19 protein-coding genes and 1 tRNA gene are annotated in these 24,631 nt (G+C 70.1%); 12 read left to right on the forward strand and 8 right to left on the reverse strand.

Going from position 1 to position 24,631, the window contains the following annotated elements:
• Position 1: 1 nt before the first annotated feature.
• The gene (locus ACFZAM_RS17470; protein ID WP_355336983.1) at positions 2 to 523 is read right to left on the reverse strand and encodes a universal stress protein; all 522 of its coding nucleotides are present in this window, start codon (positions 521 to 523) and stop codon (positions 2 to 4) included.
• Positions 524 to 1,354: 831 nt separating this feature from the next.
• On the opposite strand from ACFZAM_RS17470, the gene ACFZAM_RS17475 reads away from it, so the two are divergent.
• From ACFZAM_RS17475 to ACFZAM_RS17485, 3 genes are all read left to right on the forward strand, one after another.
• The gene (locus ACFZAM_RS17475; RefSeq protein WP_355336981.1) at positions 1,355 to 2,653 is read left to right on the forward strand and encodes a helix-turn-helix domain-containing protein; all 1,299 of its coding nucleotides are present in this window, start codon (positions 1,355 to 1,357) and stop codon (positions 2,651 to 2,653) included.
• A gap of 5 nt (positions 2,654 to 2,658) precedes the next feature.
• Entirely contained in the window at positions 2,659 to 3,261 is a 603-nt protein-coding gene (gene orn, locus ACFZAM_RS17480; protein WP_355336979.1) for an oligoribonuclease, read from the forward strand.
• Positions 3,262 to 3,397: 136 nt separating this feature from the next.
• Positions 3,398 to 3,473 (forward strand) — tRNA-His (locus tag ACFZAM_RS17485).
• 78 nt (positions 3,474 to 3,551) lie between these two features.
• Here ACFZAM_RS17485 and ACFZAM_RS17490 read toward each other — a convergent pair.
• Positions 3,552 to 6,479: a glycoside hydrolase family 48 protein gene (locus tag ACFZAM_RS17490; protein WP_391046931.1), complete on the reverse strand. Its 2,928-nt coding sequence runs from the start codon at positions 6,477 to 6,479 to the stop codon at positions 3,552 to 3,554.
• Between the two features lie 264 nt (positions 6,480 to 6,743).
• Here ACFZAM_RS17490 and ACFZAM_RS17495 point away from each other — a divergent pair, with 264 nt between their 5' ends.
• The 4 genes from ACFZAM_RS17495 to ACFZAM_RS17510 all read left to right on the forward strand — a co-directional run bounded on the left by ACFZAM_RS17495 (position 6,744) and on the right by ACFZAM_RS17510 (position 12,863).
• Positions 6,744 to 8,303 carry a cellulose binding domain-containing protein gene (locus ACFZAM_RS17495; protein WP_391046934.1) on the forward strand — a complete coding sequence of 520 codons (1,560 nt, stop codon included), beginning with the start codon at positions 6,744 to 6,746 and terminating at the stop codon, positions 8,301 to 8,303.
• A gap of 299 nt (positions 8,304 to 8,602) precedes the next feature.
• Positions 8,603 to 10,402 carry a discoidin domain-containing protein gene (locus ACFZAM_RS17500; protein WP_391046937.1) on the forward strand — a complete coding sequence of 600 codons (1,800 nt, stop codon included), beginning with the start codon at positions 8,603 to 8,605 and terminating at the stop codon, positions 10,400 to 10,402.
• Between the two features lie 447 nt (positions 10,403 to 10,849).
• Positions 10,850 to 12,004 (forward strand): alpha-lytic protease prodomain-containing protein, encoded by a 1,155-nt coding sequence (locus ACFZAM_RS17505; RefSeq protein WP_391046940.1) that lies wholly within the window; start codon positions 10,850 to 10,852, stop codon positions 12,002 to 12,004.
• 262 nt (positions 12,005 to 12,266) lie between these two features.
• Positions 12,267 to 12,863, forward strand: coding sequence for a sigma-70 family RNA polymerase sigma factor (locus ACFZAM_RS17510; protein ID WP_391046943.1), 597 nt, complete (start codon positions 12,267 to 12,269; stop codon positions 12,861 to 12,863).
• A gap of 1,145 nt (positions 12,864 to 14,008) precedes the next feature.
• Here ACFZAM_RS17510 and ACFZAM_RS17515 read toward each other — a convergent pair.
• Entirely contained in the window at positions 14,009 to 14,215 is a 207-nt protein-coding gene (locus tag ACFZAM_RS17515; protein ID WP_391046945.1) for a hypothetical protein, read from the reverse strand.
• 387 nt (positions 14,216 to 14,602) lie between these two features.
• On the opposite strand from ACFZAM_RS17515, the gene ACFZAM_RS17520 reads away from it, so the two are divergent.
• Positions 14,603 to 14,992, forward strand: coding sequence for an RDD family protein (locus ACFZAM_RS17520; protein WP_391046948.1), 390 nt, complete (start codon positions 14,603 to 14,605; stop codon positions 14,990 to 14,992).
• A gap of 126 nt (positions 14,993 to 15,118) precedes the next feature.
• On the opposite strand, the gene ACFZAM_RS17525 is transcribed toward ACFZAM_RS17520, so the two are convergent.
• Positions 15,119 to 15,940 (reverse strand): helix-turn-helix domain-containing protein, encoded by an 822-nt coding sequence (locus ACFZAM_RS17525; protein WP_391046951.1) that lies wholly within the window; start codon positions 15,938 to 15,940, stop codon positions 15,119 to 15,121.
• A 123-nt stretch (positions 15,941 to 16,063) separates the two neighbouring features.
• Between ACFZAM_RS17525 and ACFZAM_RS17530 the strand changes: the two genes are divergently transcribed.
• From ACFZAM_RS17530 to ACFZAM_RS17540, 3 genes are all read left to right on the forward strand, one after another.
• A complete protein-coding gene (locus ACFZAM_RS17530; RefSeq protein WP_391046953.1) occupies positions 16,064 to 16,801 on the forward strand; it encodes an alpha/beta fold hydrolase in 738 nt (245 codons plus the stop codon).
• Between the two features lie 9 nt (positions 16,802 to 16,810).
• A complete protein-coding gene (locus ACFZAM_RS17535) occupies positions 16,811 to 17,185 on the forward strand; it encodes a DUF4440 domain-containing protein (RefSeq protein ID WP_391046955.1) in 375 nt (124 codons plus the stop codon).
• A gap of 151 nt (positions 17,186 to 17,336) precedes the next feature.
• The gene (locus ACFZAM_RS17540) at positions 17,337 to 18,086 is read left to right on the forward strand and encodes a VOC family protein (protein WP_391046957.1); all 750 of its coding nucleotides are present in this window, start codon (positions 17,337 to 17,339) and stop codon (positions 18,084 to 18,086) included.
• An 81-nt stretch (positions 18,087 to 18,167) separates the two neighbouring features.
• Here the strand turns inward: ACFZAM_RS17540 and ACFZAM_RS17545 are convergent, their stop codons facing one another.
• The 4 genes from ACFZAM_RS17545 to ACFZAM_RS17560 all read right to left on the reverse strand — a co-directional run bounded on the left by ACFZAM_RS17545 (position 18,168) and on the right by ACFZAM_RS17560 (position 23,518).
• A complete protein-coding gene (locus ACFZAM_RS17545) occupies positions 18,168 to 18,350 on the reverse strand; it encodes a hypothetical protein (protein WP_391046960.1) in 183 nt (60 codons plus the stop codon).
• A gap of 159 nt (positions 18,351 to 18,509) precedes the next feature.
• On the reverse strand, positions 18,510 to 19,244 hold the full coding sequence (locus ACFZAM_RS17550; RefSeq protein WP_355336958.1) for a D-Ala-D-Ala carboxypeptidase family metallohydrolase: 735 nt from the start codon (positions 19,242 to 19,244) through the stop codon (positions 18,510 to 18,512).
• A gap of 204 nt (positions 19,245 to 19,448) precedes the next feature.
• The gene (locus ACFZAM_RS17555) at positions 19,449 to 20,849 is read right to left on the reverse strand and encodes a glycoside hydrolase family 16 protein (protein WP_391046964.1); all 1,401 of its coding nucleotides are present in this window, start codon (positions 20,847 to 20,849) and stop codon (positions 19,449 to 19,451) included.
• Between the two features lie 353 nt (positions 20,850 to 21,202).
• A complete protein-coding gene (locus tag ACFZAM_RS17560; protein ID WP_391046966.1) occupies positions 21,203 to 23,518 on the reverse strand; it encodes an MMPL family transporter in 2,316 nt (771 codons plus the stop codon).
• Positions 23,519 to 23,738: 220 nt separating this feature from the next.
• Here ACFZAM_RS17560 and ACFZAM_RS17565 point away from each other — a divergent pair, with 220 nt between their 5' ends.
• Positions 23,739 to 24,590 carry a WHG domain-containing protein gene (locus tag ACFZAM_RS17565; RefSeq protein ID WP_391046968.1) on the forward strand — a complete coding sequence of 284 codons (852 nt, stop codon included), beginning with the start codon at positions 23,739 to 23,741 and terminating at the stop codon, positions 24,588 to 24,590.
• The last annotated feature ends 41 nt before the right edge of the window (positions 24,591 to 24,631 follow it).

The following is a 24,631-nucleotide window of genomic DNA, read 5'->3' on the forward strand; positions in this document are numbered from 1 at the left end:
CCTACGGAATGACCACCACGGGCCGCTGCGCCCGCCGCGCGAGCCGCCCGGCGACCGAGCCGAAGATCCTGCCGACCAGGCCGTGCGTACCGCCCACCACGATGGCGTCGGCCTCGTACTCCCGGCCGACCTCCTCCAACTCGTGGCAGATGTCGCCGCCGCGCTCCACCAACACCCAGGAGATCTCGGCGAGGTGGTCCGCGCAGGCCAGTTCGAGGCCGAGGACTTCGGTGCGGTGGTCGGGCACGTCCACGAAGACCGGCGGTTCGCAGCCCGCCCACACGGTGGCCGGAAGCCGGTTGGCGACGTGCACGATGATCAGCGCGGAGTGCGTCCTGCGGGCCATGCCGATGGCGTAGGACAGGGCGCGCTCGCTGGAGAGGGAACCGTCGAAGCCCACCACGACCCCGTGCCGGAAGGCAGGATCGCAGGCGTGCCGCAGCGCTGGAGCCTGCTCGGGCAGCGCCGCCGACTCGGCGAGCGGCCTGCCGTCGGCGGGCTCGGGAAACTCATGACCGGCCATGATGCGGATTCTCGGCGAGGGCGGCGCTGACGCGCCGAGCAGCGGACAAGGACGGTGCGCGCGGGGCGGGCCGCCGGAACCAGCCGGTTTCGGCCAGTTCGCCACTTCCCGTCCCACTGACTCCAGAGTACGGCCGCGGAGACCGCCTGCACAGGCTTGCCGGGGCTCCACAGCCCTGTCGTACCCGGCAGGTACCCGGAGTTTCCGGAAGAATGCCGGAGCCGGGCCCAGAGTGCAACGCCATCACGCCAACCGGCGGCACGGTTCAGCGCACCGGCGCACCGTGGGGGCGCATCGGGATCACCCGTCCGTGGCTCTTCCGGAACGCCTCGGAACTCCGCCGGAGGGACCTCGGACCGGTGCGCAGGACACCTCCGGCGCACGTGAACGACGTGTTCGGGCTCCGGCAGGCGCGCGGGCCGGCCGCGCGCCGCGCACCGCTCCCCGCACGCGGCGGGCGCACCACCCGGCGCCCTTTACGCACACCGGCCCGCCGAACGACGTTTTTCGGCCAACTTCTCTTCCCTGCGCGCCGATTGGGCTTCCGGATCATTAACACCCCCACCACCTGCGGTTCTACGATGCCCAAAGACGCGGAGGGGGCGTTTGGTGGCCCGTGTGGCGGGAGGCGTACTTCCCAGCGGGCTCAGCGAGTGAAACGCTTCGTGATCGAATGCTTTACGCCACGTTGTCTTGTCGACTTAGCGTCAGATGGTGAACTAGTCACTAACGCCCCACCTGACACAGTAGATTTGATCATGGGTGGCCTCATGGGGGAAAACATGCAGGACCGAGGGGACGACGCGTCGATTCGAGGGGGGCTTGAGCTCCATGAGCCAGGAGTCCAGTTCCGTTACGGCGGCGGACAGTCCGTCGCAAGCACCATCGGCATCGCCTCGCGCCATTCGTAAACTTTCCGCGCGACGCCGACCGGAAGTCGTCGCCGTGCTGCTCTTCAGCGGCGGACCGATCTTCGAGAGCTCCATACCGCTCTCGGTCTTCGGCATAGACCGGCAGGACGCGGGCGTGCCCCGCTACCGACTGCTGGTCTGCGCCGGGGAGGACGGCCCGCTGCGGACCACCGGCGGACTCGAACTGACCGCGCCCTACGGCCTGGAGGCACTCTCCAGGGCCGGCACGGTCGTCGTGCCCACCTGGCGCTCGATCTCCCAGGCGCCGCCGCCCGAGGCGCTGGACGCGATCCGCCGCGCCCACGAGGAGGGTGCCCGGATCATCGGACTGTGCACCGGCGCCTTCGTGCTGGCCGCCGCCGGGCTGCTGGACGGCCGCCCGGCCACCACACACTGGATGTACGCGCCCACGCTCGCCAAACGGTATCCCTCGGTGCACGTGGACCCCAGGGAACTGTTCGTGGACGACGGCGACGTCCTCACCTCCGCGGGGACCGCCGCCGGGATCGACCTGTGCCTGCACGTGGTGCGCACCGACCACGGCGGCGAGGCCGCGGCGGCGCTGGCCAGACGCCTGGTCGTACCGCCCCGCCGGGCGGACTGGCAGACCGGTCAGCGACACCTCGACCGGTCTTTACCCGAGGAGATCGGCGCCGACCCGCTGGCCGAGGTCGTCGCCTGGGCGCTGGAGCATCTTCACGAGCAGTTCGACGTCGAGGCGCTGGCCGCGCGCGCGTACATGAGCCGTCGGACGTTCGACCGGCGGTTCCGCTCGCTCACCGGCAGCGCGCCGTTGCAGTGGCTGATCACCCAACGGGTGCTCCAGGCGCAGCGGCTGCTGGAGACGTCGGACTACTCGGTCGACGAGGTGGCGGGCCGCTGCGGCTTCCGCTCGCCTGTCGCGCTGCGCGGGCACTTCCGGCGGCAGCTCGGCTCCTCCCCCGCGTCCTACCGGGCGGCCTACCGCGCCCGCAGGCCGCAGGACGAGCCGGACCGCACGCCGCCCGCACCCGACCTGCCGCCGCCCCGGCGCGGCCCGGTCTCCCAGATCCTGGCCGCCCCCGGCAAGACGGACAGTGACGCCTACGTCGCCGCCCGTGTGCCCGAGCAGCCCGGCAGCAGGGCCGAGGCGGCCGAGAGCGCGTCCCGGGGGCGGCTGCGCGCCCCACGCAGCCTGGGCGCCGCACTGCCCGGCTCACGGGATCGCCCCGTAGGGTGAGGCGTATGAACGACCGGATGGTGTGGATCGACTGTGAGATGACCGGGCTGTCGCTGGCCCACGACGCGCTGATCGAGGTGGCCGCGCTCGTCACGGACTCCGAGCTGAATGTGCTCGGGGACGGGGTGGACGTGGTCATCCGGCCGCCCGACGAGGCGCTCGTGACCATGCCGGACATCGTGCGGGAGATGCACACCTCCTCCGGTCTGCTGGAGGAGCTGCCCGGCGGGATCACGCTCGAAGAGGCCGAGAAGATCGTGCTGGGGTACGTGCGCGAGCACGTGGCCGAGCCGCGCAAGGCGCCGCTGTGCGGGAATTCGGTCTCCACCGACCGCGGCTTCCTCGCGCGCGACATGGGGACCCTGGAGCAGCACCTGCACTACCGGATCGTGGACGTCTCCTCGATCAAGGAGCTGGCCCGCCGCTGGTACCCGCGCGCGTACTTCAACAGCCCGGAGAAGAACGGCAACCACCGGGCGCTGGCCGACATCCGCGAGTCGATCGCGGAGCTGCGCTACTACCGCGAGGCGGTCTTCGTCCCCCAGCCGGGGCCGGACACCGACACCGTGCGGGCCATCGCGGCCAAGCACGTCCTGCCGGCGGAGTAGCGCGGCCGGAAGGCCCTGCTGAGCGGCCAGGAAAGGCCGCGGGAAGCGGCCGCGAAAGCTCGCCAAAAGGGATGCGCGAGCACGCCCCCGCACCCTGTACACTTCTTCAGGTCGGCGCCTGAAAGCGCCGGACATGGTGGGTGTAGCTCAGTTGGTAGAGCACCTGGTTGTGGTCCAGGTGGCCGCGGGTTCAAGTCCCGTCACTCACCCCATACGAGAGGCCCGGCCCGCGGAAGCGGACCGGGCCTCTCGCGTGACTCACGTCACATCAGGGGTGGTCGTACGCCGCCTCACTCGTTGAAGAGCAGCGCGTACGAGCCCATCGCCAGCGCGATGTCCGCCTGGGCCCAGAAGCGGTGGTAGGTGAAGGTCGGGGCGGCTCCTCCGCCGAGGTAGGTGGCGATCTTGGACCAGTTGGGGTCGTTCTTGTAGAAGGAACGCAGCTCCAGGAAGGTCGAGCTGGAGTTGATCTTGTCGCCGTTCGGCATGGCGCCGGAGAAGGTGGACGGGACGTAGACCGGGTCGTTGAAGCGGGAGAAGTCCGTACGGGTCTCCGGCACCGCGATGCCCAGGGCGTCCTGGTTGTTGCTCCACATGCCGTCCAGCAGCGCCTTGGCCGTGGTCTTGGCGGCGGCGTTCCCGGACTTGGCGCCGTAGTACGACAGGGTCTTGGCCAGGGCGGCGGCGACACCGAGGTCGTTGCCGTAGGACGTGACCGTGACGTGCAGGTTGGCGTTGGCGCCCGGCGAGGCGGCGTTCCAGGTGTCGGGAGCGCCGGTCCAGGCCAGGTCGGACGGGATCTTGAAGGTGCCGTCGGGGTTGATGGTGGTCTGGGAGATCGCCCAGGTCACCCACTTGTCGAGCACCGCCTTGGCCTTGGCGTCACCGGTCTGCTGGTAGTACTCGGCGACGCGCTCCATCGACCACGCCTGCATGCCGAACCACTGGTTCGACGGCGGGTCGTGGTAGACGGGCTCCCAGTCGTACGCCATCCCGTAGAAGGTCGGCGTGCCGGCCGGGGGCTGGGCGTAGGCGCCGTCCCAGCTATTGGTGGCACCGCCCGCGATGCCGCCCTCCTTGGACTGGAGCCAGGTGTAGAACTCCAACTGCCGGGTGAGGCTGGTCGACCAGTCCTGCTTGCCGGTGGCCGACTTGGGGGCCATCGCCGGGTCGGTGGTCAACGCGTAGGCCGCCAGCGGGTTCTGGTAGCCGAAGTGCGAGGCGCCGTCACCGATCCGCCAGGACCAGCCGCCGCCCGTACCGCTGGAACCGCCCCAGGCGTAGTACCAGGACAGCAGGTAGTGCTCGCTGTCCTTGCCGGTGCCCGCCGGGCAGGACGGACTCGTGCAGTTGCCGATCTTCTTGAAGTACTTGTCGAAGAACGAGTACCGCAGGTAGTCGCCCATCTTTCCGGCCTTGGCGACCGTGGTCGCCACATCGGCGCCCTTGCCCTGCGCCTTGGCCCAGGTGTCCGCCCAGTAGGCGGCCTGGATCGCGCGCGCGTCGGCGTCCGGGGCGTCGGTGTACTTCCACTGCTTGGCGTACGACGAGTCGCCGGTGAACAGGTCCAGATAGCCGTTGGTGCCGCCGTACTTGAAGGCGTCGCAGGTCGGCTGCGGCACCGTCTCCCACACCGACTCCTGCGCGCCGCGCTGGAAGGTGTTGATGTACGAGGGACCGGCCGCCGTCGGGCCCAGCTCGCAGCCGCCGCCGGGCGTGTCACCGAACCCGTAGGTGTTGTCCACGTCCTGGAGCCAGTGCATGCCGTAGATGTCGGACGTGCCGTACGCCGACTTCAGCTCGTTCGCGATCGGGTCCTGACCGACCGGGACGCTCGTGTCGAGCTTGGACGGGTAGTCCGAGGGCAGCGGGTGCTCCGGCGCGTACGTGGCGGGCTTGCTCGGGTCGTAGAAGCTGTTCGTGGGCTGGTCGGCGGAGGTGGGGATCATGTACTTCTCCATCAGCGCCCAGGCCCCGTTGAACTTGCTCCAGTCCTGGGTGATCCGGCCGTACATCGCCTGGAGCCAGATCAGGTACGAGTACGCCTCCGACGTCGTCTCGTGCCCGTAGTCCGGCGCCTCCACGATCAGGGTCTCCACCGAGTGGTAGGGGATGCCCTGCGGGGAGAAGTAGCCGTTGGCCGGGTCGGTGATCTTGCTGTAGAGGTTCAGGAAGCGGGAGTCGTACGTGCCGCTGGTGCCCGTCACCTCCGTCACCGTGACGTCGGCCTTGGCGAAGCCGGTGGCGGTCGCGGAGAAGGTCGCCGCTCCGCTGCCGGTGGCCGCGGCGGCGACGGTGACCGTCTGCGCCGTGCTCCAGTTGGCGGGGGTGAAGGTCAGGCTGGCGCCGGACTTCACGGTCAGCGAGGTGTTCCCCGAGGTGCGCGCGACGGCGACCGTGACATTGGCCGACGGCGCGCCGGACAGCTTGACACCGAAGGTGCCGGTGCCGCCCTGCGTGACCGAGACCTGCGTGGGCGAGGCGACGATCGAGGGCCCGGCGGCCACGTGCACGCCCACCGGGGTCGATTCGCCGGACGCGCCCAGGCTGTCGTACGCCTTGGCGTAGACCGAGTAGTCACCGGCCGCGACCGCGGGCCAGGTGAAGGTGTAGGGCGAGGTGGTGTCGGTGCCCAGCAGCGTGGTGTCGCTCCAGAACTCCACCTTGCTGACGGTCGCCGAGTCCGCCGCGACCGCGGTGGCCGCCAGCGGGATGCTGGCGCCGGCGGTGTACGTGGCCCCGGCCGACGGGCTGGTGAGCACGGTGAGCGGTGGCTGGTGAGCGCCCCCGCATACAGTGCCGTTGACGGCGAAAGCGGTCGGCGCCGCGTTCGTGCCGCTGTAGTTGAAGTTGGCGCTCGTGGTCACACCGGCGTTCGGCGCGATCGTCTTGTTCCAGTCGAGCGATTTGACGGTGACGTTCTTCCCGGTCTGCGACCAGGTGCCGTTCCAGCCGCTCTGGAGCGTCTGGTTGCCGGCGTAGGCGTACGTCAGTGTCCAGCCGTCGATCGCGGCCGAACCGCGGTTGGTGATGGTGGCGTTGGCGGTGAAGCCCGAACCCCAGTCGTTGGCCGAGTAGTCGACGCTGCACTGGAGAGTGGCCGCGTGGGCGACGGTTCCGCCGCCTGCCACGGTCAGGGCGAGCGGCAGGGACAGCGCGACGGCGAAAGCCGTCACCAGCCTGCGGATCCGCTTGCTGAACGGTCTTCCTCTGGGCATGCGAGAAGCCCTCCTCGCGGTTCTGTGGGGGGATGGAAACATCTGAACCAGTGGGAGCGCTCCCACAATCAAGGCGCTGTGAGCGCACTGTCAAGAGGTGAAGCAGAACGGCATGTTCATGCCGCTATCACCGGGGAGTCGCTACAGAAGTCGACACGGTCGTCACCGAACCCCTACCGCCCTCGCCGACTTGCCGCTATGGTCTGCGGCGGACCAGTGGGAGCGCGTCCACTTCTCGATCCCCCCACTTACGAGGAGTCGCACATGCGACGACCCACGCGCACCGCGGCATTCGGGATCGCGGCCGTCACGACGGCCGCGACCGCCGCCGCGCTACTACCCGCCGCGCTCGGCGCGACCGCGTCGGGTGCCGCCCCCGCCTGTTCGGTGGCCTACTCGGTGACCAGCCAGTGGGACGCCGGATTCCAGGGCGACGTGGTGATCACCAACAACGCCGCCGCCACGACCAGTTGGAATCTGAGCTTCGACTTCCCCGGCAGCCAGAAGGTCACCCAGGGCTGGAACGGCACCTGGACCCAGTCCGGCAAGACCGTCAGCGTCGCCTCGATGTCGTACAACGGGACGATCGCCACGGGCGGTTCGGTGAGCGCCGGATTCCTGGCCAACTGGTCGGGCTCCAACCCGGCGCCGACGGTCTTCAAACTCAACGGGACCACGTGCAATGTGAACGGCACGACGCCGCCCACCACGCCCCCGACGACCCCGCCCACGACACCCCCGACCACTCCCCCGACGACACCACCGACAACGCCACCGACAACGCCGCCGACGACTCCGCCCGGTGGTGACACCGCGCCGCCCAAGCTGCACGTCTCCGGCAACCAGCTCGTCGACTCCACCGGCAAGAACGTCGTGCTCCACGGCGTCAACCGCTCCGGCACCGAGTTCATGTGCGCGCAGGGCTACGGCGTCTTCGACGGCCCGGTGGACGACGCGGCGATCGACGCGATCAAGAGCTGGCACGTCACGGCGGTCCGCGTCCCGCTCAACGAGGACTGCTGGCAGGGCCTTTCGTACGTGCCCGCCGCGTACGGCGGCGCCAACTACGTCTCGGCGATCACCGGCTGGGTCAACCGGCTGGTCGCGCACGGCATCACGCCGATCGTGGAACTGCACTGGAGCCACGGCACGTACACCGGCAACTCGGCGGGCTGCTCGGACGTCAACGCGACCTGCCAGAAGCCGATGCCGGACGCGCAGTACGCGATCCCGTTCTGGACCGGCGTGGCCAACGCGTTCAAGAACAACACCTCGGTGGTCTTCGACCTGTTCAACGAGCCCTACCCGGACCGCGCCACCTCCACCACCGAGCAGGCGTGGACCTGCTGGCGGGACGGCGGCACCTGCCCGGGGATCGGCTACCAGGTGGCCGGCATGCAGTCGATGATCAACGCCGTACGCGGCACCGGCGCGCAGAACGTGATCCTGGCGGGCGGTCTGGCGTACTCCAACGACCTGACCGGCTGGCTGGCGCACAAGCCCACGGACCCGACGGGCAATCTGGGCGCCTCGCTCCACGTCTACAACTTCAACACCTGCTCCTCGGCGGCCTGCTGGGACTCGCAGGTCGCGCCGGTCGCGGCGCAGGTCCCGCTGGTGGCCGGTGAGATCGGCGAGAACACCTGCTCGCACGGCTTCATCGACCAGTTCATGAGCTGGCTGGACGCGCACAAGCTGTCGTACCTGGGGTGGACCTGGAACACCTGGGACTGCTCCTCGGGACCGTCGCTGATCTCGGCGTACGACGGGACGCCGACGGCGTACGGGATCGGGCTGCGCGATCACCTGGCGTCGCTGGGGTAGCCCGGTGACGTGACGAGCCGGAGCGGTCCCGCGCATGGATGGCGTGTGCGGGGCCGCTCCTTCACGCCGCGCGGGAGTGCGAGGCGCGAACGACGGCGCGCGGGGTGTGAGCTGCGGGTTCGGCGTCCGCTCGCGTTCGGTTCTCGAAATCGGGCACGGGGCCAACTGACCATTATTGAACAACTCATTGACGCGGCTGTTCGGCGCTTGTAAACATCACCTCGCCGGGAGAGCGCTCTCAATGCACTCCGGCTCCCTCCGGCCTCCATCACGGACCCCCACCCGGTTGAGGAGAACACATGTCAGGCAGCACTACCCTGTCGGTGCGCCAACGGCCATGGCGCGGCGGGCGCCGGCCGGTTCTGATCTTCACCGTCCTCGCGGCCCTGCTGGCGAGCCTGGCGCTCGTCTGGACCCAGTCCCCGGCCCGCGCGGCGGACACCCTGCTCTCCCAGGGCAAGCCGGCCACCGCGTCCTCGACGGAGAACGCGGGCACGCCCGCGTCGGCCGCCGTGGACGGCAACACCGGCACCCGCTGGTCGAGCGCCGCCGCCGATCCGCAGTGGCTCCAGGTCGACCTCGGCTCCTCGCAGACGATCACCTCCGTCGCCCTCAACTGGGAGGCGGCGTACGCGAAATCCTTCAAGATCCAGACGTCGGCCAACGGCACGACCTGGACCGACATCTACTCCACCACGACCGGAACGGGCGGCAACCAGACGCTGACCGTAAACGGTTCCGGGCGCTATGTCCGGGTGTACGGCACGGTCCGCGCCACTCAGTACGGCTACTCCCTGTGGGAGTTCCAGGTGTACGGCAACGGCGGTACGACGCCGCCCGCCGCCTGCGGCACGGCCAACGCCGCGCTGAACCACCCGGCCACCGCGTCCTCCACCGAGAACGCGACCACCCCCGCCTCGGCGGCGGTCGACGGCAACACCGGCACCCGCTGGTCCAGCGCCTTCGGCGACCCGCAGTGGCTCCAGGTCGACCTCGGCTCCTCGCAGACCATCTGCAAGGTCGGCCTCAACTGGGAGGCGGCGTACGCCACCGGCTTCCAGATCCAGGTGTCCGACAGCGGTACCGGCGGCTGGACGAACATCTACTCCACCACCACCGGGACCGGCGGCGTCCAGGCGCTCAACGTCACCGGCACCGGCCGCTACCTGCGGGTCAACGGCACCGCCCGCGCCACCGCGTACGGCTACTCGCTGTGGGAGCTGACCGTCAACACCACCGGCGGCGGCACCACGACTCCCCCCACCACACCGCCCAGTGACAGCTTCTGGGGCACGACGGACGACATTCCGGCCGCGCACAATGTGATGGAACTGAAGATCCTCAACCGGACCAACGGCCAGTACCCGGACAGCCAGGTGTACTGGAGCTTCAACGGCACGGTCCACTCGATCGCCGAGCAGCCGTACTTCGACATGCCGGCGAACTCCTCGGGCCGGATGTACTTCTACCTCGGCTCGCCGAACAGCCAGTACTACGACTTCATCGAGTTCACCATCGGCGCCAACGTCTTCAACGGGAACACCACCCGGGTCGACGCCTGGGGCCTGCCGCTGGCCATCCGGCTGCACACGCACGACGGCCAGGACGTCCAGCTCGGTGACAGCCAGGACCTGTTCAACCAGAGCCGGGAGGCGACCTTCGCGCAGTTCCAGGCCGCCGTACCGCAGCAGTTCAAGGTGCTGGCCCAGACCCAGGCCCCGTACCGGATCATCGCGCCGGGCAGCGACCCGAGCTTCCGCGCGGGCGGCGCGAACGCCAACTACTTCACGGCGTACGCCAATTCGGTCGGTGTCAACGAGCCCACATCCAACATCTTCGGCTGCGCGGGCTCGCTGGCGGGCAACCCCGGCATGTGCGCCGCGCTCAACCGGCACACCGCCAACCTCCCGTCCAGCCAGTGGGAGGACCCGACCAAGTTCTACACGGGCGGCGACCCGGCCAACTGGTACGCCAAGTTCTGGCACGACCACGCGATCAACCACCTCGCCTACGGGTTCCCGTACGACGACGTGGCCGGGCAGGCCGCGTACGCCTCGCTCCAGAACCCGCAGTGGATGGAGATCGCGGTGGGCTGGTAGCACCCGCTGCCGCTCCTTCCTTCTCACCGTTCTTTTCTCCTCCCCCCACAAGCCGGGGGCGGGCGGCGGCCGTTCATGGCCGCCGGCCGCCCCCGGCGGCATGTCCGGGTCCGGCGGCATGTCCGGGTCCGGCGGCATGTCCGAGGCCCGTGGCGGGTCCGGATCCGGACGCGCGTCCGGGTCCGGGTCCGGCGGCGCGCGGGTCCGGCTTCTTTGCGACTCGGATATCTCGCCATGGCGGACGTTTTACCTCCGGATATCCATGGACGAAACGGGTGTTACGCGTGAGGCGGTGTTGACATGTGCTCGACATCGTTTGATGGTGGGGGACGGCCGGTGGTGAGAGCGCTCTCGTGCGGTGGAGGCGCGCTGGACTGCCGGGCGCTGTTCGAGTGTGTTGTCCCCCCACGATTTCTCGCTCGCGAGAAGGTGCAAAGGAGCGCGTCGATGCGACGTATGACTCGTACGGGCTGGTGTCTGTCCGCCGTAGTGGCTTTGGGAGTAGGGGCGTTGGGGCTGGCGCCGGTGACCTCGGCGTCGGCCTCCGAGCCGTTGTCGCCGGGGCTGGTGAGCGCCATGCAGCGGGACCTGGGGCTGACCCAGACGCAGGCGACCGCGCGGCTGAAGGCCGAGGCGACGGCGACCACGCTGGCGCCCACCGCCCGGCGCGCGGCCGGAAAGGCGTTCGGCGGCGAGTGGTTCGACGCCGCCTCCGGCAAGCTGGTGGTGGGGGTGACCGACAGCGCCGCGACCGAGGCCGTACGCGCGACCGGCGCTTCGACGGTGAAGGTCGCGCACACCGCGGCCGCGCTGGACTCGGCCAAGGCCGGGCTCGACACCGCGGCCAAGTCGTCGGCCGGTGCGCCCGCCGCGGTGCGGAGCTGGCGCGTCGACGTCACGACCAACCGCGTCGTCGCCGACGTACAGGCGGGGGCGGAGAACCGCGCGGACGTGGCGGCCTTCCTCGCGCCCGCCCGCGCCGCCGGGCTGCTGACCGTCAAGGCCGACAACTCCCCCGCGCCCCGCACCTTCTCGGCCGGGACCGTCGGCGGTGACCCGTACTACATCAACGGCAACACCCGCTGCTCCATAGGCTTCTCGGTGGTCGGCGGCTTCGTCAGCGCCGGGCACTGCGGCACGCCGGGCAGCTCCGTGGCCGGCTGGGACGGCTCGGCGATGGGCACCTTCGTCGGCTCCACCTTCCCCGGCAACGACTACTCCTACATCTCCATCGGCAACGGCTGGTGGACCGTCCCGGTCGTCCTCGGCTGGGGCACCGTCAGCGACGTCCTGGTGCGCGGCTCCAACGTCGCCCCGGTCGGCTCCTCCATCTGCCGCTCCGGCTCCACCACCCACTGGCACTGCGGCACCGTCCTGTCCCAGGGCGACACCGTCAACTACGCCCAGGGCGCGGTCTACAGCCTGACCGGCACCAACGTCTGCGCCGAACCGGGCGACTCCGGCGGCTCGTTCATCACCGGCGACCAGGCCCAGGGCGTCACCTCCGGCGGCTGGGGCAACTGCGCCAGCGGCGGCCAGACCTGGTTCCAGCCGGTCAACCCGATCCTGAGCCGCTACGGGCTGACCCTGGTCACCGCTTGACCGGATACGGGACCCGTCGCGGTCCCGGTGATGCGTGACAGGTGATGCGTGACAGCTGCGCCTGGTGCGAAGTCGGCGAGGACTTCGGCCGGGTCGGCGGAGTCGGTCGCATGTCGTGTGTCCATGCCTCTAGGGGCGTGTGAGGCGCCGGATTCTTGAAGCCCAGCCCCTTCGGGGGCGGTGGAAAGAATCCGGCGCCTCGCGCGTCCTACTCCATGTCCGGCAACGCGGGGCGACCCGCAGATCGAATGGAGCGGAGGACATGGGACAAGGCTCGGGGGCCATGACGACGAGCGCCGTACCGCCGCCGAAACGGCTGTCGGAGGAGCTGGAAGGGCTCATCGAGGCAGAACTGAAGGAGGTACATCCCCGCCTGCTCAGGGCGGTCAGGCGACTGACCCGGGACGCGGTCCTCGCCGAGGACATCACGCAGGAGGCGTGCATCGCCGTCATCCTGGAGTACCGCAAGGGCACCGTCTTCGAGAAGCCGGTGATCGTCTTCGCGACGGTGGTCGCCCGCAACAAGCTCAAGTCGCACTACAACCGGCTCGGTACGCGCTACGAGGACCCGACCGGGGAACTCCCCGAAGGCGTCCCGTGGCCCGGCGTTCCCGGCCGCCCCGCCGCGGACCATCTCACGGCCTCACTGGAGTTCATCGAACTCCTCGCCGCCGTACGAGCCGCGATCGGCCACGAACGCCCGTACACCATATGGGAATTGACCCATGTATGGGGCCTTAGCGGGGTCGAGATCGCCGCCCACCTGGGCGTCTCGCCCGCGACCGTCAGCAAGGACCTGAAGAAGGCCACCTGTTTGGCCTTAGGCATCGGCCCGGAGGAGGAATGGCGCGCGGAATAGGTCTGCTTCTCGGGACCACGGATCACTTTCACCGTGGTCCCGAGTCGGGATCTAATCCCGACACGAAGAACAGGGGGAGACAGGGAGGATGCACGTGTCGAAACCGAATCGAGGGGATTCACCGCACGAAAGGATGCTGGCATACCTGAACGAGAGTGACCGCACGATGAACGACCCGCCCGAGCCCGAGGGGGGCAAGGGCGTTGGGGGCACGACCGGTTGGCATGAGGTGTACGGGGGACTCATGGCGACCGCGGAGGCAGTCCGGATCGTGGCGGGGGCCACGGCGGACGCGCCGACGACCGGGGAGGACGTCGCCGGCGCACCACGGGAACACCCGGGGGAACACCAGGGGGAATGGGTACCGGTCGGCGGCACGCGGGGGCGCTGATCCGTATCCCGAACGTGCCCGTTGCCCGACGCGAGGGGGTCGTCGGGCAACGGGCACATCGACGGGTGGCAGAGCTCACGTCAGACGTGACGACATGAAGTGTCCGCACGGGCCAAATGTGCTTCAGGCCCGTTGACGGGGAATCCAATGGGCGGCTCCAATCACCGCTGTCCCCACCTATCGGCAACCTCATAGCGACTCACGCCATGTCGAACGGCCAACTCGCCGGCACCGGCCTCCTCGGCCACGCCCCCCGCAACCCCGCCGAGCAGCAGTTCCACGCTACAGATTCCCGTGAGAGTGAAATCCGGTGAGCCGTTCACAGGGAAATTCTATTCAATTGCGCACCGCGCTTGATCCCGAACCCGCACGGACAACACCTCAGAGTTTCCCATCTCACGGAGAATCCCTCGAAAGACGTCTTGATCGAAATCCTCTCGGCGAGACATTTCAATGACCCACGGAGCAGCCAGTTGCATCCAATACGAACGGCCAGACCTCCACGCCGACTCGACCGTCAACTCAATTAGCCTCTCGGGAGTCGATACGCCGCCCCGACTGAGCTGCTCCCACGAGCGGGCATATTCAGCCAAGGATTCGGGCAGATCACGCTCCAGGTAGGGCCACATGGGAACGAAACCGGAGCTCACAAGCGCAGCTCGCCCTTCCGATTCCACCCCGACCCCAATACGGCCGTCAGGCATGATCCCAATCCATGCCCCGTCCCCTCGGTACACCACCGGAGTCCAATTACTCATCTGAACACCGGGAAGCGGGTGCCCGCGTCGGTCGCGGCGTCCTCGGTGAGGGCCGAAGCGGCCTTTCCCTGCGGGGACTTCTCCGCTGTCTGCGAAGGAGGAGCGGCGAACGCCTGCCCGCCCGCACCCAAGGGCGCGAGGCCGCCCGTCACCATTACCGCCGCCACGGCAGCAATCAACGACCTGCGCGCATGTCTGCTCACCACAGAGCTCTCCCCCGCCCCAGCCCCAAAGTCCCCACCCGGAGCCACAGAATTCCCACAAGTTCGCAGATCTTACATGTGATGTACATGCTCAGGTCAAGGGTGCATAAAGGGGTCTTCTGGCGGGTGGGCGGACGATGGAGACCACGGACATATCCGGAGGGAGTCCTTCCATGCGGAGGGGGCGATCGCTCGTGGGCATAATCTGCTTTACTCCACGCCGTGGATGACAGAGGGGCGTCTCAGCCTGGCGGTGGAAGTAGCGGCGGAACGGGCGTGGACGGGGTGCTTGCGCCGCAACAACCGGGCTCGGGAAATGAGTTGCCGGAATATCCCCGTGGGGGGCCTACGGATCAGGCTGTGTACGGGCAGGTGCCGGTGGGCGGGATGCCGCCACTGGCGTCGTGGGGCCGACGGGTAGCGGCGGCACTGATCGACGGCATCATCGTGTACGTGCCCGAACGCATCGTCTGGTACGCGCTGGGCAGCACGCCGGCAGCCGCCCAGTGGGGCGCGCTTCTCGTCCTCCTGATTGCCATCGGCCTGAGCTACGTGGCGGGCACCACCGGGCAGACCCCCGGAAAGAAGGTGGTCGGCATCCACCTCCTACGCGAGGCCGACGGGCAAGTCCTCGGCGTCGGGAGGGCCTTCGGCCGCTGGCTCCTGCACATCCTCGACGCCGTCTGCTGCGGGCTCGGCTATCTGTGGCCGCTGTGGGACGAAAAGCGGCAGACCTTCGCCGACAAGATCGTGCGCTCCGTCGTCATCAAGCCCTGACAGCCGCAGGCGCGACAGCGGGGGCCACGGCGATGCCGCCGTGGGCGCGACGCCGGGCCTGAGTGACGAGCCGGGGCCGGAATCGAGCCGTGGCGACGACCTTGGTCGCGATGACGAGTCTCCGCTTCACGACGCCGAAGGCGGCCTGGGGGCGGGGCGGTTGGTCCGGTAGCGGCCGGGGGTGGTGCCGAGGACGGCGGTGAAGGCGGCGATGAAGCCACTGGGGTTGGCCCATCCGCAGGCGGCGGCGGTGCGGAGGGTGTCGTGGCCGTCGGCGAGGAGTACGAGGGCGTGGTGGATGCGCAGTTGGGTGCGCCACTCGTAGAAGGTCATGGCGAGTTCGTCGTGGAAGAGCCGGCTGAGGGTGCGGGGGCTGGCGCCGATCGTCCTGCCGAGTTCGGCCAGCGTGGAGTTGTCCGCCGGGTTCTCGTAGAGGATCCGGGCGACGGCTCGCAGCCGGTCGTCCGCGGGCTCCGGCAGGTGCAGAGGCTGTTCGTGCGCCTCCTGGAGGTCGTCGACGAGGACGCGCAGGAGGCGGGCGCGCGCGGCGGGGCTGTGCGCGGGCACGTCGGCGTCGTGCGCGCGGGGTCCGGTCAGGGCGAGCAGGACCTCGCGGGCGAGGCCGGAAGCCAGGAACACGGCGGGGTGGCCGGGCAGGAGCCGGGCGAGGGACGGCGTGAGGAAGACGATCCGCATGTCGGTGACGCCGTGGGCGCGGTGGTGGTGCGTGAACCCCGCCGGGGTCCAGGCGACTCGGTCGGCGGGCACGATCGAGGTGCCGCGCTCGGTGTGGACCGCCAGGACGCCGCTGGCCGCGTACACCAGGTGCCCGCGTGGGTGCGACCGCGCCTCGCTCGCCTCGCCGGACGGCCAGAGGTGGCGCCCGCCGGACGGCCACACATGGGACGTCACACCGGCGGCCGGGCGAGGTTGGCGGCGAACGGGCATGACTTGGCATCGTAGCGGTACCACGCCACCGCCTGCCCCCGTGAGACTGGCTCTGTACGCAGTGGTCCCGCGGCGCGCCGAGCGCCTGACCGGGCCGCGTGTCACCCGGAGAAGGAGAAGCACATGACGACGTTCGTCCTCGTACCCGGCGCGTGGAAGGGCTCCTGGTCGTTCGAGGAGGTGGTCCCGCTGCTGGAGCGCGCCGGGCACACCGTGCACGCCCTGACCCTGACCGGTCTGCGGCCGGACGACGACAGCGCGACGGTCGCGACCGCCGGTCTCGACACGCACGCCGACGACGTGCTGCGGTGCCTGGACCGCCACAGCGTCACCGGCGCGACGCTGGTCGGCCACAGCTACGCCGGGATGGTGGTCGCCGCCGCGGCCGACCGCGCGGAGGGCCGGATCTCCCGGCTGGTGCACCTCGACGCCTACGTACCGCGCGACGGTGATTCGTGCTGGTCGTCGACGAACGACCACTTCCGGGAGGTGTTCGCCGCCGGCGCCGCGGCCACCGGCTACTCCGTCCGGCCGCCGGACGGCGGCGATCCCCGCCGCCGCCCCCATCCCCTCGCCGCGTTCCTTCAGACGGTCCGGCTGACCGGCGCGGTCGCCCGCGTCCCCCGCCGCGAGTTCGTCTACTGCTCGGGCTGGGAGAACCGGACACCCTTCGCCGGCCTCCGCGCCCGCCTCCAGGCCGACCCCGCCTGGCGGGTGCACGACCTCCCGACCGGCCACGACGCCATGCACGAGGCCCCGGACGCCGTCGCCGCGATCCTCCTCGCCGACGCAGACGCCGACGCCGACGCCGACGCGCACACCGCCGCCGACACCACTGCCACCGCCCACCCGAGCGCCTGAGCCCGGCGCGTGTCGCATCCCGCAGCCGAGCTCACGGCGTTCATGGCGCGGTATGAGCAGGCCAACAACAGCCACGACATCGCACGCGTGGTGCCGTTGATCGTCCCGGACGCCGTCTACTGGTTCTCCGACGGTTCGTACCGGGGCCTGGAGGAGATCGCGGGGGCGGTCGAGCGGACCTTTGAGGCGATCCGGGACGAGGTGTACGCGATCAGGGATCTTGAGTGGGTCGTGCTGGGCGCCGACCACGCCGTGTGCCGGTACCGCTTCTGCTGGACGGGGGTGGTGGACGGTCAGCCCCGGTCAGGGGAGGGGCGGGGCACGAACGTGATCGTGAAGCGGGACGGGGCGTGGAAGATGCTGCACGAGCACCTGAGTTCCTGACCCGCCGGTGGGCCGGTGGGCCGGTGGGCCGGTGGGGGTCCTTGGGGCCGGGATCCGGCGTCGCCGCCCGGGGCGGAAACCCGGGTGCGGGGGCCGGACGGGCGTGTCTAGGGTGCGGCTCGGACGTCGAGGGATCGGAGAGGTACAGGGTATGAGCAGTGAACTGTTCGCGATCTGCTTCAACGCGACGCGGCCGACGGGGCTGGCGAGGTTCTGGTCCGGGGTGCTGGGCTGGGAGGTGCCCCCCGGTGAGGACGAGGACGCGCAGGGCGGTGTCGCGATCGTGCCGCCCGCCGCGGACGGGGCGACCGGCGGCTTCCGTATCCGCTTCCTGCCGAGCCAGGAGCCCAAGTCCCGCCAGAATCAAGCGCACTTCGACCTGACGAGCGCCTCCGCCGAGGACCAGCGGCAGACGGTGGCCAGGGCGCTGGAACTGGGCGGACAGCACATCGACATCGGCCAACTCCCCGAAGAGGGACATGTCGTGCTCGCCGATCCTGACGGCAACGAATTCTGCATCATCGAGCCCGGCAACACATTCCTCGCCGACACCGGCGCCATCGGCGCCCTGGCCTGCGACGGCACCCGCGAGGTCGGCTACTTCTGGAGCGAGGCCCTGCGGTGGCCCCTGGTCTGGGACCAGGACGAGGAGACCGCGATCCAGTCCCCCGAGGGCGGTACGAAGATCACCTGGGGCGGCCCGCCCGTCGTCCCCAAGACCGGCACCAACCGCCTCTTCTTCGAACTGGCCCTCCCCGCCGGCGCCGACCGCTCCGCCGAGGTCGACCGCCTCCTCGCCCTGGGCGCCACGCGCCCCGAGGCCGCGGAGACCGACGGCGGAGCCCATGTCCTGCTCCTCGACCCCGACGGCAACGAGTTCTCCGTCCGGAGGCCCGGATAGGCCGTCCTGCCCGGATGAAGCCGTCCTGCCCGAGCCTGCCCCGGCCCGGCCCCCGCCCCGCCCCGCCGCGGCTTGCCGCGGTCAGTCCGCCGTGACGCCCCAGTAGCCGATCGAGACCGGCCTGCCGTCGGCGTCGTAGAGGACGGTGCAGTTGCCCGCCGCGCGGTCGGGGTAGAGGTCGCCGCGGTCCGACACCGCGGCGGTCCACTCGGCCTCGGTGGGACGGCCGCCGGGGCACCAGGCGCGGACCTCCGCGTCGGCCAAGGGGCCCGTGAACGGCCCCTCTTCGTCATCGTCCCGAACCCGTGGTCGTCCTCGGAGAGTTCGCGCTCCTGCTCTGCCCGGAACGCCGCCGCCGGATCCGGGCGGTGCGGAACCCCGTGGCCGAGGCGGAGGGGGAGCGTCGGCCACGGGGCGCGGGGGTCAGATTCCGCAGGAGGAGGCGCTCCAGTAGCGGGAGCTCTGGTCGCCTAGGTGGGCGTGGGTGCTGTGGCCCGGGTAGCCGGGGCCGAGGATCTCGTTGAAGCCGTGGTAGCGGGCCTCCTGCACGATGCGGCAGTAGCTCGGCGAGCCGATCAGGTCGACGGCCCGGCCGTACATGTGGTTGCTGTTCGAGGCCCCGCCGACGGCGCTGTTGCACGAGGCTGAGCGGAAGCCGCTGCTCGTGTTGAGCGGCTGGTCGCCCAGCGCGTGGCGCAGCGCCTCCAGCTTCCACATGAGCCGCAGGGCGTTGTCACGGGCGGTGGCCGCACTGACCGCGCCGCCCGCCCAGGTGGTGTTGCAGCGGTTCATCTCGCCGAAGGTGAAGTGGATCGGGGTGCAGTCGGTGTCCTGGAGCGCGCCGATCTTCGCGAAGGTCTGCGGCCCGGCGATGCCGTCCGCCGTGAGGCCGTACGCCTGCTGGAAACGCACGACGGCGGACTTGGTCGCCGGCCCGAACTGGCCGTCGGTCGCCAGCACCGCGCCGTAGCCAGGGTATCCGGCGATCCGGATCTGGAGCTGGCGGACGTCCTCACCGCTCGCGCCCTGGCTGAGGGTGCGGCCCCAGGAGTAGCAGCCGGCCGCATGGGCGCTGCCCGCCGTCACGGCGGTTCCGACGAGGATAGCTGACGCAAACATGACAATAGCGAGTAATGCACGGACGTACCGTCTCAACATCACGCCTCCCATGGGGGGTTCACAGACTCATGAGACTGCCCGACGTTGTCTATGCGCGTCAACCACTCCTTGACCTGGCATATTCGCCTGGCGCACCTCGCCCGCGAACGCCGGCGGGGCCGCGCGGACACGGTGTCCGGGCGGCCCCGCCGAAGCAGGCACAGCCGAAGCAGGCACAGCCGAAGCAGGCACGCGGGCCGAGGGTCAGGACCCCTGGGTGAACGTGTAGCGCGGGGAGTCGTACTGGGGGCCGTTCTTCTCGTACGTGAACCAGTACGTGAGAACGCTGCCGGTGGAGAGGCCGTTGACGGTCTGGGTCCAGGTGCCGGAGGAGTTGGTCATGCGGAAATTCTGCTGACCCGCGCCGTTGACGAGGTAGTGGGCGTCGACGTAGGCGGCCGGGGTGGTCGGGGTGAAGGAGATGCGGGCCTGCGTGGAACTGGTGGACGTGACACCGGCGGTGTAGTCGGGCGTGGTGGTGCTGCCGCCCGTGCTGCCCGCGCTCGAACCGGAGCTGGTGCCGGAACTCGCACCGGAACTCGTACCGGAGCTGGTGCCGGAACTCGTACCGGAACTCGTACCCGTGCTCGTACCGGACGACGTACCGCCGTTGTTCGTGCCGCCGACCGTGCCGCTGCTGCCGCCGGTCGTCTGGTACACGGCGAACCAGTCGACGCTCATGCCCGCGCCGGAGCTGATGTCGGCGGACGGGGAGGTGCAGCCGCAGACCTTGTTGGGGTACGAGCCGCCGATGGCGACGTCGAAGATGGCGAAGAAGCCGTGGTCGACGGCGGCCTGCCAGGTGGCGACGGAGACCTGGTTCTCGTTGACGGTGTAGGTCAGATTGCCGTCGAGGTAGAAGCGGAGCTGCTCGGCTGAGGTGTTGGTGCGGTCGATGACGGCCGAGTACTTGTGGAAGCCGGTCTGGCAACCGGCGCACGGCTGGAGGTCGCTGGTGATGCCGTCGGGGTCGTGGCACTCGCCCGCCCACTGCCCGCAGTGGAAGGTGGTGGAGTGCTTACTGAGGGCGTTGACGTCCTCCATGATGTCGATCTCGCCGATGCTGGGCCAGTTGGTGGCGCTGACCGGGCGGGCGGCGGCGCCCATCGCCCAGAAGGCGGGCCAATAGCCGAGCCCGCTCTGGGGGTTGGGCTGCTGGATCGAGGCGCTGATTTCGAGCTGACCGCCCGCGGGGGCCGCGAAGTCCGTGCGCTGGGTCTCCACGCGGCCCGAAGTCCAGTGCCCCGAGGCGTCCTTGACCGGCTTGATCACCATGTGGCCGGAGCCGTCCTGGTAGACGTTCTGCGTCGAGTCGGTGGAGGTCTCGATCTCGCCGGTGCCCCAGTTGCCCGCGCCGCCGGGGTAGCTCGTGCCGATGTCGTAGAGCCAGTTGGACCGGTTGAGGCCGCTGCCCGCCGCCCCGTTGAAGTCGTCGCTGAACACGGTCGTCCAGCCCGCCGCGGGTCCGGGAACGGCCGCCGACGCCGAACCGCCGGACAGCACAAGGCCGGTGATGCCGGTCACGAGGAGGAGCAGGGCGCTGAGCACGGCCGTGGGACGTCCGCTGACGAAGCGGCGGGCGGCCGATGGAGGGGATGTCGTCATGGGCAGGTGCTGCCTTTCGGTCGTGGGGGGACAGCTGCTGTGGGGGCGGGACGCTGAGCGTGAGCCGTGGTGCGGGTTACGTAGTCCGTGGTCCGTCCTGCTCGTGCGCGACCCGCCGCCCGTGATGCCGTACTCGATATGCGTGATGCGGGCATGACATGTCGGGAATCCTGAGAGCGCTCTCAGAGCTGCGTGCGAATGGAGTGTCGGGCGGAACGGCGGGGGCGTCAAGGCATCGCACACAGATCCGCCGGGTGGGGGGCGGCGGCGGACGGGGCCGGGCACGCGTCACGGCCCCCGCCCGGGAAAGGGCGGAGGCCGTCACAGGCATCGGGGCCGCGGGGCCCGCTCGATCACCTCTGCGAGGCGACCGGCTCGCGGTCCAGGTCGGGACCGGAGGCCGGCTCGCCCTCGCTGAGCCCGAACCGGTCGTGGAATCTGCGCAGGAAGCCCGGCGCGTACCAGGCCGATCCGCCGAGCAGGCGCATCGCGGCGGGGACGAGGACACCGCGGATGGCGACGGCGTCGATGAGGATGGCCAGTCCGCTGCCGAGGCCGAACATCTGCATGAAGCTGAGCTTGGCCGTGCCGAAGGCGAAGAAGCTCACGGCCAGCAGGCAGGCCGCCGCGGTGACGATGCGCCCGGTGTGCCCGAGGCCGTTGACGACGGCCGACTCGGTGTCCTCGCCCTGGTCGTGGAGTTCCTTGATCCGGCTGGTGACGAAGACCTCGTAGTCCATCGAGAGTCCGAAGACGATGCAGAACATCAGCACGGTCATCGACATCTCCATCGGCTGCGCGGTGAAGCCGAGCAGGGAGGAGAGATGGCCGTCCTGGAAGATCCACGTCATGACGCCGAGGGTCGCCACCAGGGTGATCGCGTTGAGCAGCAGGGCGCGCAGCGGCTGCACGACGCTGCCGGTGAACAGGAAGAGCAGGATGAAGGTGGTGAGGACGACCAGGCCGATGGCGAGCGGGAGTTGGCCGCCGATGGAGTGCCTGGTGTCGACCAGTTCGGCGTCGGTGCCGCCGACCAGCGGGTGCGTTCCGGCGGGCGGCGCGAGGTCCCGTACCGCGCCGACCAGGTCTTGGGCCGCGTCCGACCTCGGCGTCAGGGAGCTGGTCACGCTGATCCGCTGCCCGTCGGGGCGGCCGAGGTTGGCGCTGCCCGGCCCGGCTGCGGAAGCCTGCCCGTCGGCGTAGGTCCCGGTGCTGGTCTCGACCCGTACGACGCCCTTGAGCTGCGACAGCCGCTGCGCGTACGACCCCAGGGGGTTCTTGTCCACGGCCTGGCCGAAGACGATCTGGAGGGCGGAGTCGTCGCTGCCGGTGAAGTCGCTCCTGAGCGTCGCGGAGACCTGGCGGCTCTCGGCGTCCTTGGGCAGCACGCGCTCGTCCGGGGTGCCGAAGACGATGCCCAGCAGGGGGCTCGCCGCCGCCAGCAGGACCACGAGCACGGGCAGCGCGGTGAGCGCGGGCCGCCGCATGGAGGTACGGGCCAGCCGCGCCCACACGGAGACGCGGGCGGTGGAGTCGGCGGAATCCGTGGAGCTGGCGGAAGTCGTGGCGCTCGCGGCGCTCGCGGAATTGACGGCCTTCGTGTCGTTCGCGGCGCTCGCGGCCTTCATCCAGGGCATCCGCCCGCTGTTGACCCGGTGGCCCAGGACGACGAGCAGCGGCGGCATGACGAACAGCGCGCTGACGGCCGCGATGGCGACGACCCCGACGCCCGCGAAGCCGAACGAGCGCAGGAAGTACTGCGGGAAGACCAGGAGCGCGGCGAGCGCGGCGGCCACGGTCGCCGCGGAGAACGCGACGGTGCGGCCCGCGGTGTGGACGGTCCGGCGGACGGCGTCGTCCACGCTCGCGCCCGTCGCGAGCTGCTCCCTGAACCGGCTGATCATCAACAGGCCGTAGTCGATGCCCAGTCCGAGGCCGAGGGCCGTGGTGAGATTGGTCGCCGTGTTCGAGACGCTGGTGACGTCCGCGAGCAGGGACAGCTCGGCGAACGAGCCGAGGATGGCGATGACCGCGATGGCCAGCGGCAGCAGGGCGGCCACCGCGCTGCCGAAGACGAACAGCAGCAGGACGAGGGTCAGCGGGATCGCGATCAGCTCGGCCAGTTCGAGGTCCTTGACGACCTGCGTCGCCATGTCGTTGCCGACGGCGGCCACACCGCCGGCCCGGACCGTGAGCGCGTCCTTGTACGTACCGCCGAAGTGGTCGAGAAGCTTCTCGGCGTTCTTCTGCTGCTGCGTCGGGTCGCCCTTGACGTGGGCGAGCACCATGGCCTCGCGGCCGTCCTTGGACCGCAGTTCGGTGCTCCGCGTGTCCCAGTACGAGACGACGTTCGCCAGCGTCTTCTCGCTCTTCAGCTCGGCGACCAGGGCCCGCCCGTTCCGCTCGGCCGCCGGGGCGTCCACGCGGCCGTCGGCGATACGGCCGTCCGCGGTGCGGACGAGCAGGACCAGATTCGTCTCGCCGCCGAATCTCTTGTCGATGAGGTCGCGTGCCCGGGTGGACTGGGAAGCTGGATCGTCGAAGCCGCCGCCCAGTAGCTTGGTGAAAGCGCCAGCACCCACGGCACCCATGACGGCCGTCGCCACGATGGCGACGATGAGTACCAGCCGGGACCGGCGGATCGCCAGTTCGGCTATGCGTTCGAACACGCGAGATCTCCTCTGCGGATTTGCGGGCCTTCTGGACGCGCGTAACGGCGCAGTCGCGGGTGTGCGGGGCCCGCGGAGTCGCGCCGTGCGGCGGATGCGACGGGAGTGACGTCGCCGTGACGAACGTAGACAGCACACAACAGACTTTGGCAGTGCGAGATTTACCTGACAGTGTTCAAATTCCGGATACACGCCAAGGAAGCCGTCGTAGGGTGGGCGCATGCCCGCCGAGGAACACCCGCCAGCGCCACCGGACGTCTCCACGCCGACACCACGGACGACACCGCAGGCACCGCCGGCACCGCCGGCACCGCCGACACCAGCAACGCCGCCGCCACCGCCCTCCGCGCCCTCTCTGCGTGAACGGCGGCGCGCGGCGGCGACGCAGGAGATCCTGGACGCCGCCGAACACCTGATCGGGGAGAACGGCCCCGAGGGCCTGTCGATGCGCGCGATAGCCCGCGGCCTGGGCATGACCGTCCAGGCGCTCTACCACTACTTCCCGAGCCGGGACGCCCTCGTCACCGTGCTCGTCACCAAGGCGTACGACGACCTGACCGCCGCCGTACGTTCCGCGCTCGACCGAGCGGCGGCGGACTGGCCGGATCTGCCGCGCCTGGTGGTCGCGGCCGAGGGCTACCGCCACTGGGCCATCGCCCACCCCGAGCGGTACCAACTCCTCTACGGGACACCGCTGCGGGGGTACGCGGCCCCGCACGACGGCATCACCACCCAGGCCAACCGCCGGATGAGCGTGCTCTTCCAGCGCGAACTGTTCGACGGCTTCAGCACCGCGCAGCTCGCGGCGGCCGACGTCCCCGCGCTCTCGCCCCGGCTCCTGGCGCACCTGGACCGGCTGCCGCCGGAGGGCCCGGGAGAGCTGCCCCCGCCGGCGGTCGCTCTCCTCATGGAGGCGTGGGGCCGCCTGCACGGGCAGGTGGTCCTGGAGGTCTTCGGGCACACCTCGTTCCTCGGCGAGCACCAGGCCGAGGTCTTCCGCATGGCGATGCGGAATCTGCTCGCGGACGTCCGCCGCCGTATCCCGGCGGACGTGATGGTGCCGCAGGCGTAGGACGGACCCGCAGCGAGTGGGCCCGACACCCGCGCGGGCCC

The organism is Streptomyces sp. NPDC008079 (assembly GCF_042957385.1).
Taxonomy (GTDB): domain Bacteria; phylum Actinomycetota; class Actinomycetes; order Streptomycetales; family Streptomycetaceae; genus Actinacidiphila.